This window comes from Streptomyces sp. NPDC037242 (genome assembly GCF_055604165.1).
Genome location: NZ_JBVJUY010000017.1, coordinates 1 through 12,449, shown reverse-complemented (window position 1 = coordinate 12,449; position 12,449 = coordinate 1). Strand labels below are relative to the sequence as shown.

Sequence of the window (12,449 nt, the reverse complement as noted above, 5' to 3'; positions counted from 1 at the left end):
CCTACTTGCCGACAGTCATGCATACTCCCGGTAGTGTGACGCGCGCTGCATGCGCATCCGCGAATCCGACATCGCCGACCCCGGGGGACACAAGGTGAGTACGGCCGGAGCCACGGGCTTTTGCAGGGTCACCGTCGTGGCCCCCGACAGCCGCATCGACGTAGCCCTTCCCGAGGACATCGCGGTCGCCGACGTCTACCCCGAGCTGCTGCGCCTCACCGGCCAGACCCAGCCCGTCGGCGCACCCACCGGCTTCCACCTGGTCCGCCGCTCCGGCACCGTCCTCGACGGCGCCCGCACCCTCGCCGCCCAGCGCGTCCTCGACGGTGAGGTGCTGAGCCTGCGCCCCTTCGCCGAGTCCCTGCCGCCCGCCGTCTTCGACGACGTCTCCGACGCCGTGGCCTCCGCCGTCGTCCGCGACCGGCACCGCTGGAGCGACGACATGCTGCGCGGCGCGGGCCTGGCCGGCGCCGCACTCCTCTTCGTCCTGCTCGGCCTCGTCCTCTTCTACGCCGACCCCGCCCTGCACGACGTGCACGGACTGCCCGGAGTCATCGCCGGCTCCGTCGGCCTGCTGCTCACCGCCGCCGCCGGGGTCCGCGCCCGCGTCTACCGAGACCGGGGCTCCGCCGTCGCCCTCGGCCTCGCCGCCGTCCCGCACCTGCTGATCGCCGGCGCCGCGATCATCGCCCCCGCCGCCGGCGAGGGCCCCGGCCGCCTGCAGTTCCTCGTCGGCTGCGTGTGCGTCCTCGTCGCCTCCGTCGCCCTGGTCGCGCTCACCCCCCACGGCGACGCCCCCTTCGTCGCCGCCACCTTCCTCGGCGCCACCGGGACCCTCGCCACCTTCCTCGCCATCGCCACCGAGGCCTCCGCGACCGCCACCGCCGCCGTCTGCGCCACCGTCGCCATCGGGCTCGTCGCCTTCCTCCCCGGCCTCTCCGCCCGCTTCGCCCGGCTCCCCATCGGATACGCCGCCCCGCGCAGCGCCACCGAGTACACCGAGTACACCGAGTACCCGGCGACCCCGGACCGCTACGAGAGCGAGCCGTACGGTGAGCAGGGCGCCGCCGACCAGCACGACGCCGAGGCCCGCCTCGACGCCGAGGCCATCGCCGCCCAGGCCCGCCGCGGCCACGAGATGCTGCTCGGCCTGGTCGGCGGCTGCGCCGCGGTCGCCGTCGGCTCCGCCGCCGTCCTCGGCTTCTCCGACGACACCTGGGGCCGCCTGCTGGCCCTCGCCACCGGCCTCGCGATGCTGCTGCGCGCCCGTCTCTTCCGCTACACCTCGCAGGTCGTCTGCACCCTGGCCGCCGGCCTCGCCGCCGTGGGCCTGCTCATCCTGGGCCTGGCCATGCACCCCCCGGCCGAACTGATCGCCGAGTACGTCCGCTACCACGACCGCAGCGGCCTGGACCTCCGTACGATCTGGCTCTCCGCCGCCGTGGCCGCCGGCGCGGCCCTCCTCGTCGGAATTTCACTGGTCATCCCCCGCCGCGGTCTGTCACCCTTCTGGGGGCGGCTGCTCGACCTCACCGAGGCGGCGGTACTGCTCAGCCTGATCCCGCTGGCCCTGGCCGTGCTCGACGTCTACACCCGAGCCCGAGCGCTCACCAGCTGAGACGTGGGTGAGCGGCAGCCTGGTACGCTGTGTGACGGCCGTTTGTGTACGCGCCCCCGGATTCTTCTGGAGGCTGCGCTCAGCGGACCCCGCCTCCCGAGTTACGGAAGATCCCCAGAGAATTCGACCTGGGGCACTCGGTGGCAACGAAGACCTAAAACGAGGAGTACGCGTGCCGCTCGACGCCGCTACGAAGAAGCAGATCATCAGCGAGTTCGGTGCCAAGGAGGGCGACACCGGCTCTCCCGAGGTCCAGGTCGCGATGCTGTCCCGCCGCATCTCGGACCTGACCGAGCACCTGAAGGCCCACAAGCACGACCACCACTCCCGTCGTGGTCTGCTGATCCTGGTCGGCCAGCGTCGCCGCCTGCTGCAGTACCTGGCCAAGAAGGACATCCAGCGCTTCCGTACGCTGGTCGAGCGCCTCGGCATCCGCCGCGGTGCGGCCGGCGCCAAGTAAAGACGCTGTGAAGGGAGCGGTTCCCACACTCAGGGGGCCGCTCCCTTTGCTGTACGTGCGGGACGTACCGGACGCTTTGTAGTCTGGACGCACGTGCACCGTGCATGACGAAGTACGTGCACAACTGAAGAGGAGGAGCGCCCTCCCTACGCCGCCGGTCCTCGGTAGTGGCACCCGGAAAGCCCCCACGGGCCCAGAATCCGGATGCTTCGATCGAAGACCGGCCCGCACGCAAGGAGCGCTTCTCCGCAACCGTCCACCACCACACGGGTGGCGGACGGAGACGACGAAAATGGAGAAAACGCTAGTGGAGAACGAGACCCACTACGCCGAGGCCGTCATTGACAACGGTTCCTTCGGCACCCGCACCATCCGCTTCGAGACGGGCCGTCTGGCCCGCCAGGCCGCCGGCTCCGCCGTTGCCTACCTGGACGACGACACGATGGTGCTTTCCGCCACCACCGCGTCGAAGAAGCCCAAGGACCAGCTCGACTTCTTCCCCCTGACGGTCGACGTCGAGGAGCGGATGTACGCGGCCGGCAAGATCCCCGGCTCCTTCTTCCGCCGCGAGGGCCGGCCCTCCGAGGACGCGATCCTCACCTGCCGCCTGATCGACCGCCCGCTGCGCCCGTCCTTCAAGAAGGGCCTGCGCAACGAGATCCAGGTCGTCGCCACGATCATGGCGCTCAACCCGGACCACCTGTACGACGTCATCGCGATCAACGCCGCGTCCGCGTCCACCCAGCTGGCCGGCCTGCCCTTCTCCGGCCCGATCGGCGGCGTCCGCGTCGCGCTGATCCGCGGCCAGTGGGTGGCCTTCCCGACGCACACCGAGCTCGAGGACGCCGTCTTCGACATGGTCGTCGCGGGCCGCGCCCTGGAGGACGGCGACGTCGCGATCATGATGGTCGAGGCCGAGGCCACCGAGAAGACCATCGCTCTCGTCAAGGGCGGCGCCGAGGCGCCGACCGAGGAGATCGTCGCCGCCGGCCTCGAGGCCGCGAAGCCGTTCATCAAGGCCCTCTGCAAGGCCCAGTCGGACCTGGCCGCCAAGGCCGCCAAGCCCGAGGGCGAGTTCCCGGTCTTCCTGGACTACCAGGACGACGTGTACGAGGCCCTCGCGGCCGCCGTCAAGGGCGAGCTCTCCCAGGCGCTGACCATCGCCGGCAAGCAGGACCGCGAGACCGAGCTGGACCGCGTCAAGGAGATCGCCGCCGAGAAGCTCCTCCCGGCCTTCGAAGGCCGCGAGAAGGAGATCTCCGCCGCCTACCGCAGCCTGACCAAGGCCCTGGTGCGCGAGCGCGTCATCAAGGACAAGGTCCGCATCGACGGCCGCGGCGTCACGGACATCCGTACGCTGGCCGCCGAGGTCGAGGCCATCCCGCGCGTGCACGGCTCGGCGCTGTTCGAGCGTGGCGAGACCCAGATCCTGGGCGTCACCACCCTCAACATGCTCCGTATGGAGCAGCAGCTGGACACCCTCTCCCCGGTGACCCGCAAGCGCTACATGCACAACTACAACTTCCCGCCGTACTCCGTCGGTGAGACCGGCCGCGTGGGCTCGCCCAAGCGCCGCGAGATCGGCCACGGCGCGCTCGCCGAGCGCGCCATCGTGCCGGTCCTCCCGACCCGCGAGGAGTTCCCCTACGCGATCCGCCAGGTGTCCGAGGCCCTCGGCTCCAACGGTTCGACGTCCATGGGCTCGGTCTGCGCCTCCACCATGTCGCTGCTGAACGCCGGTGTGCCCCTCAAGGCCCCCGTCGCCGGTATCGCCATGGGCCTGATCTCCCAGGAGATCGACGGCAAGACCCACTACGTCGCCCTCACCGACATCCTCGGTGCGGAGGACGCCTTCGGCGACATGGACTTCAAGGTCGCCGGCACCAAGGAGTTCGTGACCGCCCTCCAGCTGGACACCAAGCTGGACGGCATCCCGGCCTCCGTCCTGGCCGCGGCCCTCAAGCAGGCCCGCGACGCCCGCCTCCACATCCTCGACGTGATGATGGAAGCGATCGACACGCCGGACGCCATGTCCCAGTACGCCCCGCGGATCATCACCGTCAAGATCCCGGTGGACAAGATCGGTGAGGTCATCGGCCCCAAGGGCAAGATGATCAACCAGATCCAGGAGGACACCGGCGCCGAGATCACGATCGAGGACGACGGCACCATCTACATCGGTGCCGCCGACGGCCCGGCCGCCGAGGCCGCCCGCGCCACGATCAACGCGATCGCCAACCCGACCATGCCGGAGGTCGGCGAGCGCTACCTGGGTACGGTCGTCAAGACCACCACCTTCGGTGCCTTCGTCTCCCTCATGCCGGGCAAGGACGGCCTGCTGCACATCTCGCAGATCCGCAAGCTCGCCGGTGGCAAGCGCGTGGAGAACGTCGAGGACGTGCTCGCGGTCGGCACCAAGGTCCAGGTCGAGATCGCCGAGATCGACCAGCGCGGCAAGCTCTCGCTGATCCCCGTGATCGACGGCGAGGCCGCCGGCGACGACGCTGACAAGGACGACTCCGACAAGTGACGTCGCGTAGTTCCCGTGTGACGGCCCGCCCCTCCTCGGAGGGGCGGGCCGTCGCCCGTACCCAAACACTCCTCAAGGGCCACAACGGCATCGGCACCGTCCGGCGCACGGTCCTGCCCGGCGGACTGCGCGTCGTCACCGAGACGCTGCCCTCCGTACGTTCCGCGACCTTCGGCATCTGGGCGCACGTCGGCTCGCGCGACGAGACCCCGACGCTCAACGGCGCCACGCACTACCTGGAGCACCTCCTCTTCAAGGGCACCGGCAAGCGCAGTGCCCTCGACATCTCCTCCGCGATCGACGCGGTCGGCGGCGAGATGAACGCCTTCACGGCGAAGGAGTACACCTGCTACTACGCACGGGTGCTCGACACGGACCTGCCGCTGGCCATCGACGTCGTCTGCGACATGCTCACCGGCTCGCTGATCCGCGAGGAGGACGTCGACGCCGAGCGCGGCGTCATCCTCGAAGAGATCGCGATGACCGAGGACGACCCGGGCGACATGGTCCACGACCTGTTCGCGCAGACCATGTACGGCGACACCCCGCTGGGCCGTCCCGTGCTGGGCACCGTCGAGACGATCAACGCACTCGGCGCCGACCGGATCCGCCGCTTCTACAAGAAGCACTACGACCCCACCCACCTGGTCGTGGCGGCCGCGGGCAACGTCGACCACAACAAGGTCGTACGCCAGGTCCGCGCGGCCTTCGAGAAGGCCGGCTCGCTCACCCGCACCGACGCCGAACCGATCGGCCCGCGCACCGGCACCAAGCGCATCCGCACCTCCGGCCGCGTCGAGCTGGTGAACCGCAAGACCGAGCAGGCCCACGTGGTCCTCGGCATGCCGGGCCTCGCCCGCACCGACGAGCGCCGCTGGGCCCTGGGCGTCCTGAACACCGCCCTCGGCGGGGGCATGTCCTCCCGCCTCTTCCAGGAGGTCCGGGAGAAGCGCGGCCTTGCCTACAGCGTGTACTCGTACACCTCGGGCTTCGCCGACACGGGCCTCTTCGGCGTCTACGCCGGCTGCCGGCCCAGCCAGGTCCACGACGTGCTCCAGATCTGCCGGGCCGAGCTCGACAAGGTCGCCTCCGACGGGCTCACCGACGAGGAGATCCGGCGGGCCGTAGGCCAGCTGTCCGGCTCCACCGTCCTCGGCCTGGAGGACACCGGAGCGATCATGAACCGCATCGGCAAGAGCGAGCTGTGCTGGGGCGACCAGATGTCGGTCGACGACATGCTGGGCCGCATCGCGGCGGTGACCCCGGACGACGTCCGCTCGGTCGCACAGGATGTACTGGCCCAGCGCCCCTCGCTCGCCGTGATCGGCCCGCTGAAGGAAAAGCAGGCCGCCCGCCTCGACGAGGCCGTCGCCTAGTTCCGTACGTAGGTTAGGAAGCGAAGATGAGCAAGCTGCGCGTGGCAGTCCTCGGCGCCAAGGGCCGTATCGGCGCCGAGGCGGTCAGGGCGGTCGAGGCCGCCGAAGACATGGAGCTGGTGGCCGCCCTCGGCCGCGGCGACGAGCTGGAGACGCTGGCCGAGGCCGGCGCCCAGGTCGCGGTCGAGCTGACCACACCGGACTCGGTGATGGGGAACCTCGACTTCCTCGTCCGGCACGGCATCCACGCGGTGGTCGGTACCACCGGCTGGACCGAGGACCGCCTCGCGCAGCTGAACACCTCGCTCGCCGGCTCCCCGGCGACGGGCGTGCTCATCGCCCCGAACTTCTCCATCGGCGCCGTCCTCACCATGAAGTTCGCCGCCCAGGCGGCCCGCTACTTCGAGTCCGTCGAGGTCGTCGAGCTGCACCACCCGAACAAGGTCGACGCCCCCTCCGGCACCGCGACCCGTACGGCCCAGCTCATCGCCGCCGCACGCGCCGAGGCCGGCTGCGCCCCGCAGCCGGATGCCACCGCCACCGGACTCGAAGGCGCTCGCGGCGCGAACGTCGACGGGGTCCCGGTGCACGCGATCCGCCTGCGCGGCCTGCTGGCGCACCAGGAGGTCCTGCTCGGCGGCGAGGGCGAGACCCTGACCATCCGTCACGACTCCCTGCACCACAGCAGCTTCATGCCGGGCATCCTGCTCGGCGTGCGCCGCGTGACGCAGACCCCGGGCCTCACCTTCGGCCTGGAAAACTTCCTCGACCTCGGCTGATGAGCAGGCAGTAGTCCCATGCGCGCGAAGATCACCTACTTCATCACGGCCGCCGTCCTGGCCGTGTACTTCGTCCTGGTCGGCAGCCGGGGCCTGATGCTGATCCGGCACGGCACCTGGATCACGGTCACCTTCGGGGTGGCCGTGCTGATCCTGCCCGTCATCGGCGTGTGGTTCCTGTGGAAGAACACGCAGTTCGTCACCAAGGCCAACCAGCTCGCGACCGAGCTGGAGGCCGAGGGCGGACTCCCCGTGGACGAGTTGGAGCGGGACAAGTACGGCCGGATCCTGCGGGACTCGGCCGACGAGGTCTTCGCGCGCCGCAAGGCGGAGACGGAGGACGCCCCGGGCGACTGGCGCAGCTGGTTCCGCCTCGCCGTCGCCTACCACGACGCCCGCGACACCCCGCGGGCGCGCAAGGCCATGCAGCGGGCGATCTCCCTGCACGCCGCCGTGCCCGTAGAGGAAGTGCCCGTACAGGAAGGGCCCGTACAGGTCTGAATCCTGTACGGGCCGTCCGTGCGCGGGCACAGAACCGGTCGGGCGCCGGTCAGGCGGGAACGGCCCGGTACTCCTGGGCCCAGGCCTCGACCGTGTCGGCCGCCCGGTCGAAGGCCTCGGTCCGCGACAGGAAGTCGGCGTTGTGGTCGGTCAGCAGCACCGGCAGCTCCGCGCCGCCGTGCCCGGCCACCGTCAGGGCCTGTCCCTGCACGGTCCTCGGCAGTCCGAGCCAGCGCACGGGCTGCTGCACCGTACGGACCTCGGCGACCTGGCTCCAGGCGAGCGAGCGGGTCGCGAAGAAGGACACCCGGCGAAGCCCCTTGCGGCTCACCCAGACGCCCGTGCGCAGCAGTCGCAGCGCCGAGCCGACCACGGCGAGCGAGGCGGCCAGGCTGGCGGCCGCACTGCCCCAGGTGCCCGCTGCGGCGATGATCATCGTCGCCAGCAGCATGAACGCGGCCAGCAGGAGCAGCAGGGCGGCGATGGCCACCCGCCAGGGGCCAGGCCGGTAGGGCCGGCGCCAGCGGTCGTGGTCTTCGTAGGGGAGGACGTCCTCCCCGTCGTGCGCGTCGAATGCGCCATCGGCCGTCAAGAAGGGCAGGGGCACGGCTGGACCTCACTCACATGCACGTTCGGTTGGGCAGTGCCCGTGAGGCTACCGCCCCTGGGACGCCTCCGGCTGCTGCGACTTCTCGGGCGCCTTGCTGGGCTGCAGTGCGGGCAGTCCGAAGAGCAGCGAGCCGACGAGCCCCGCCACCACGGTCATCCCGACCAGACTACGGGCGGCGATCTGGGTCTTGCTCAGACTCTCGCGCGGCGGTGGAGTGACGTTACTGCGGAAACGGTCGGCCTCGGCGACGAAGGCAAACGGGACGGGTTCGCGCCGGCGGAACATGGGGTGGATCTCCTCACGATCGAGTTGGTGTGCGTTCTACTACGTAGGACGCACGAACGGCCCGATCGGTGCCGGATTTCGGGACATTCGCCAAATTTTATGGCGCTCCGTCAGCCGACCGGGTGACCGGACCGGCCGCGCCGGAGTGCGCCGAGAGGGGCGGCGGGCGCCGTAGAGTGGGCGCGCCCCAGGTAAGAGCGTTCGGAAGGACCCCGGTGAGCGAGACCGCCGCTTCAGATCTGAAACCCAGCTACCGCAGCGATGTGACGGTGGAGCTGGTGAAGCACTCCGCCGCCGACTCCGACGTGCTGTGGGCCGCCCGTGTCTCCACGGCCGGCGAGCAGTCCCTGGAGGAGCTCCAGAAGGACCCGGAGCGCTCCAAGGGCCTCATCAACTACCTGATGCGGGACCGCCACGGCAGCCCCTTCGAGCACAACTCGATGACCTTCTTCATCAGCGCCCCGATCTTCGTGTTCCGCGAGTTCATGCGGCACCGCGTGGGCTGGTCCTACAACGAGGAATCCGGCCGCTACAGGGAGCTGGAGCCGGTCTTCTACGTCCCGGACACCGAGCGCAAGCTCGTCCAGGAGGGCCGCCCCGGCAAGTACGTCTTCGTCGAGGGCACCGCGGCCCAGCAGGAGCTGACGAGCCGGGTCATGGAGGACTCGTACCGTCAGGCGTACGAGGCCTACCAGGAGATGCTGGCGGCGGGCGTGGCCCGCGAGGTTGCCCGTTCGGTCCTGCCGGTCGGTCTTTTCTCCTCGATGTACGCCACGTGCAACGCGCGCTCGCTGATGCACTTCCTCGGTCTGCGCACGCAGCACGAGCTCGCGGCGGTCCCGTCCTTCCCGCAGCGTGAGATCGAGATGGTCGGCGAGAAGATGGAGCAGCACTGGGCGCAGCTCATGCCGCTGACGTACGCCGCCTTCAACGGCAACGGTCGCGTTGCCCCGTAAGGGCTGCCGGCGCCCGTTCTGACGGGCGACGTACGGATGTGCGAAACGAAGTCCGAAGTGTCCGTATTGCGGCGTTTCGTAAAGTTCATCTAGGCTGATCAAACGGACCCGGCACTGCTTGAACCCCCGAGCAGGCAGTGCCGGGCTCCAACACCGTCATCACGTCCCCCGAGGGGACACCGCGAGCATGGCAGCGAGTAGCGTGTTACCCATGGCTCCGATCTCGACTCCGCAGACCCCCTTCGGGCGGGTCCTCACCGCCATGATCACGCCGTTCACGGCTGATGGCGCACTCGACCTCGACGGCGCGCAGCGGCTCGCTGTCCACCTGGTGGACGCAGGCAACGACGGCCTGATCATCAACGGCACCACCGGTGAGTCGCCGACCACCACCGACGCGGAGAAAAACGACCTCGTACGAGCCGTACTCGAGGCGGTCGGAGACCGCGCCCACGTCGTCGCCGGCATCGGCACCAACGACACCCGCCACACCCTGGAGCTGGCCCGCCAGGCCGAGCGCACCGGCGCCCACGGCCTGCTCGCGGTCACCCCGTACTACAGCAAGCCGCCGCAGGAGGGCCTCTACCGGCACTTCACGGCCATCGCCGACGCCACCGAGCTGCCGGTCATGCTCTACGACATCCCCGGCCGCAGCGGTGTCCCGATCAACACCGAAACTCTGGTCCGCCTGGCCGAGCATCCCCGTATCGTGGCCAACAAGGACGCCAAGGGCGACCTCGGCCGTGCCAGCTGGGCCATCGCGCAGAGCGGCCTGGCCTGGTACTCGGGCGACGACATGCTGAACCTGCCGCTCCTGTCCGTCGGCGCGGTCGGCTTCGTCTCCGTGGTCGGCCACGTGGTCAGCCCCGAGCTGCGCGCCATGCTCGAGGCCCACCTGGGCGGCGACGTCCAGAAGGCCACGGAGATCCATCAGAAGCTGCTCCCCGTCTTCACCGGCATGTTCCGCACCCAGGGCGTGATCACCACCAAGGGCGCGCTGAACCTGCAGGGCCTGCCCGCGGGCCCGCTGCGGCTCCCGCTGGTCGAGCTGACCGCCGAAGAGACGGCCCAGCTCAAGATCGATCTTGCCGCCGGCGGGGTACAGCTCTGACAACAGACTTCACAACTGAATAAGCAAGACCGAAACCGACAAAAGCAAGTGCACGAATGACATGCGCGCCACGTGCCTTCCGAGGTACGTGGCGTGTGTGGTGAGGAGACACTTTTGAGCCATCCGCATCCTGAACTCGGTCCGCCGCCGAAGCTGCCCAAGGGCGGCATGAGGATCACCCCCCTGGGTGGCCTCGGCGAGATCGGTCGCAACATGACCGTCTTCGAGTTCGACGGCCGTCTGCTGATCGTCGACTGCGGCGTCCTCTTCCCCGAGGAGGAGCAGCCGGGCATCGACCTGATCCTGCCGGACTTCACGTCCATCAGGGACCGCCTCGACGACATCGACGGCATCGTGCTCACGCACGGCCACGAGGACCACATCGGCGCCGTCCCCTACCTCCTCCGGGAGAAGCCGGACATTCCGCTGATCGGCTCCAAGCTGACGCTGGCCCTCATCGAGGCCAAGCTCCAGGAGCACCGCATCCGCCCCTACACCCTTGAGGTGAAGGAAGGCGAGCGCGAGAACCTCGGCCCCTTCGACTGCGAGTTCATCGCGGTCAACCACTCCATCCCGGACGCCCTGGCCGTCGCGATCCGGACCCCCGCGGGCCTGGTCGTCGCCACCGGCGACTTCAAGATGGACCAGCTCCCGCTGGACAAGCGCCTCACCGACCTGCACGCCTTCGCGCGTCTGAGCGAAGAGGGCATCGACCTCCTCCTCTCGGACTCGACGAACGCCGAGGTCCCGGGCTTCGTCCCGCCCGAGCGCGAGATCTCCAACGTCCTGCGCACGGTCTTCGCGAACGCCCACAACCGGATCATCGTGGCCAGCTTCGCCAGCCACGTGCACCGCATCCAGCAGATCCTCGACGCCGCCCACGAGTACGGCCGCCGCGTCGCCTTCGTCGGCCGCTCGATGGTCCGCAACATGGGCATCGCCCGCGACCTGGGCTACCTGAAGGTCCCGCCGGGCCTCGTCGTGGACGTCAAGACCCTCGACGACCTGCCGGCCCACGAGGTCGTCCTGGTCTGCACGGGTTCGCAGGGCGAGCCGATGGCGGCCCTGTCCCGCATGGCCAACCGCGACCACCAGATCCGGATCGTCCCCGGCGACACCGTGATCCTGGCGTCGTCCCTGATCCCGGGCAACGAGAACGCGGTCTACCGCGTGATCAACGGCCTGACGCGCTGGGGCGCCAACGTCGTGCACAAGGGCAACGCCAAGGTGCACGTTTCCGGCCACGCCTCCGCGGGCGAGCTGCTGTACTTCTACAACATCTGCAAGCCGCGGAACCTGATGCCGGTCCACGGCGAATGGCGCCACCTGCGCGCCAACGCCGAGCTCGGTGCCATGACGGGCGTCCCGAAGGACCGCATCGTCATCGCCGAGGACGGCGTGGTCGTCGACCTGATCGACGGCAAGGCCCGCATCGCCGGCAAGGTGCAGGCCGGGTACGTGTACGTCGACGGCCTCTCGGTCGGCGACGTCACGGAGGCCTCGCTCAAGGACCGCCGGATCCTCGGTGACGAGGGCATCATCTCGGTCTACGTCGTGGTGGACAGCACCACCGGCAAGGTCGTGAGCGGCCCGAACATCCAGGCCCGCGGCTCCGGCATCGAGGACTCGGCCTTCGGCCCGGTCATCGCGAAGATCGAGGAAGCCATCGGCCGCGCCGCCGCCGACGGCGTCGCGGAGCCCCACCAGATCCAGCAGCTCATCCGCCGGACCATGGGCAAGTGGGTGTCGGACAGCTACCGCCGCCGCCCGATGATCCTCCCCGTCGTCGTCGAGGTCTGAGCCTCCTCGTACTGACATCACTGGAGCGGGGCAACCGGATTTGCGTCCGGGGGCCCCGCTCCAGTACGTTTACGTCTCCACCCCGCACGACACCCCGGCACACACGTGTGCCCGGACGGGTCGAGGCGGCGGGTGGGAATCCGGACCAGGGAAACCTGATAAAGTCTGGATCTCCCGAAAGGGAAAGGCCCTCCAATGGCCATCCAATTCAAATCCAAGTCGGAAACGGCGCGGAAATGATCTGGTAGAGTTGGAAACGCCGGAAAGGGAAAGCGCGAAAGCGAAGAACTGGAAAGCAGCGGGACCGAGTCTGATAGAGTCGGAAACGCAAGAACGAAGGAAGCGCCCGGAGGAAAGCCCGAGAGGGTGAGTACAAAGGAAGCGTCCGTTCCTTGAGAACTCAACAGCGTGCCAAAAATCAAC

At 69.3% G+C, this 12,449-nt stretch carries 11 protein-coding genes; 9 read left to right on the top strand and 2 right to left on the bottom strand.

From position 1 onward, the window contains the following. The first annotated feature begins 49 nt into the window (after positions 1–49). From eccD to ACZ7GJ_RS20910, 6 genes are all read left to right on the top strand, one after another. On the top strand, positions 50–1,618 hold the full coding sequence (gene eccD / locus ACZ7GJ_RS20935; protein WP_470753654.1) for a type VII secretion integral membrane protein EccD: 1,569 nt from the start codon (positions 50–52) through the stop codon (positions 1,616–1,618). 172 nt (positions 1,619–1,790) lie between these two features. Beyond that, entirely contained in the window at positions 1,791–2,078 is a 288-nt protein-coding gene (gene rpsO, locus ACZ7GJ_RS20930) for a 30S ribosomal protein S15 (protein ID WP_365917403.1), read from the top strand. Between the two features lie 307 nt (positions 2,079–2,385). Next, entirely contained in the window at positions 2,386–4,608 is a 2,223-nt protein-coding gene (locus ACZ7GJ_RS20925; protein ID WP_470753845.1) for a polyribonucleotide nucleotidyltransferase, read from the top strand. Continuing rightward, positions 4,605–5,984, top strand: a complete 1,380-nt coding sequence (locus ACZ7GJ_RS20920; protein ID WP_470753652.1) for a M16 family metallopeptidase — start codon at positions 4,605–4,607, stop codon at positions 5,982–5,984. The genes ACZ7GJ_RS20925 and ACZ7GJ_RS20920 overlap by 4 nt, the downstream gene beginning before the upstream one ends. A gap of 26 nt (positions 5,985–6,010) precedes the next feature. Continuing rightward, positions 6,011–6,763, top strand: coding sequence for a 4-hydroxy-tetrahydrodipicolinate reductase (dapB, locus tag ACZ7GJ_RS20915; RefSeq protein WP_470753650.1), 753 nt, complete (start codon positions 6,011–6,013; stop codon positions 6,761–6,763). A gap of 18 nt (positions 6,764–6,781) precedes the next feature. Continuing rightward, positions 6,782–7,264, top strand: coding sequence for a hypothetical protein (locus ACZ7GJ_RS20910; protein WP_470753648.1), 483 nt, complete (start codon positions 6,782–6,784; stop codon positions 7,262–7,264). Positions 7,265–7,313: 49 nt separating this feature from the next. Here ACZ7GJ_RS20910 and ACZ7GJ_RS20905 read toward each other — a convergent pair whose 3' ends face one another. Together ACZ7GJ_RS20905 and ACZ7GJ_RS20900 are read right to left on the bottom strand one after the other, a co-directional pair. Further along, entirely contained in the window at positions 7,314–7,871 is a 558-nt protein-coding gene (locus ACZ7GJ_RS20905; protein ID WP_470753647.1) for a PH domain-containing protein, read from the bottom strand. Between the two features lie 48 nt (positions 7,872–7,919). Further along, positions 7,920–8,159: a hypothetical protein gene (locus ACZ7GJ_RS20900; protein ID WP_470753646.1), complete on the bottom strand. Its 240-nt coding sequence runs from the start codon at positions 8,157–8,159 to the stop codon at positions 7,920–7,922. 215 nt (positions 8,160–8,374) lie between these two features. Between ACZ7GJ_RS20900 and thyX the strand changes: the two genes are divergently transcribed. The 3 genes from thyX to ACZ7GJ_RS20885 all read left to right on the top strand — a co-directional run bounded on the left by thyX (position 8,375) and on the right by ACZ7GJ_RS20885 (position 12,026). Beyond that, positions 8,375–9,115: an FAD-dependent thymidylate synthase gene (thyX, locus tag ACZ7GJ_RS20895; RefSeq protein ID WP_470753644.1), complete on the top strand. Its 741-nt coding sequence runs from the start codon at positions 8,375–8,377 to the stop codon at positions 9,113–9,115. Between the two features lie 211 nt (positions 9,116–9,326). Further along, complete coding sequence (gene dapA / locus ACZ7GJ_RS20890) at positions 9,327–10,226, top strand: 4-hydroxy-tetrahydrodipicolinate synthase (protein ID WP_470753642.1); 900 nt, start codon at positions 9,327–9,329, stop codon at positions 10,224–10,226. 114 nt (positions 10,227–10,340) lie between these two features. Further along, positions 10,341–12,026, top strand: coding sequence for a ribonuclease J (locus ACZ7GJ_RS20885; protein WP_470753640.1), 1,686 nt, complete (start codon positions 10,341–10,343; stop codon positions 12,024–12,026). Positions 12,027–12,449 lie beyond the last annotated feature (423 nt).

What these genes read in the sequence shown, in the direction of transcription:
- ACZ7GJ_RS20910 (WP_470753648.1), top strand. Translation starts at nt 6,782, where the DNA reads ATGCGCGCGAAGATCACCTACTTCATCACGGCCGCCGTCCTGGCCGTG.
- dapB (WP_470753650.1), top strand. Translation starts at nt 6,011, where the DNA reads ATGAGCAAGCTGCGCGTGGCAGTCCTCGGCGCCAAGGGCCGTATCGGC.
- dapA (WP_470753642.1), top strand. Translation starts at nt 9,327, where the DNA reads ATGGCTCCGATCTCGACTCCGCAGACCCCCTTCGGGCGGGTCCTCACC.
- ACZ7GJ_RS20900 (WP_470753646.1), bottom strand. Translation starts at nt 8,159, where the DNA reads ATGTTCCGCCGGCGCGAACCCGTCCCGTTTGCCTTCGTCGCCGAGGCC.
- eccD (WP_470753654.1), top strand. Translation starts at nt 50, where the DNA reads ATGCGCATCCGCGAATCCGACATCGCCGACCCCGGGGGACACAAGGTG.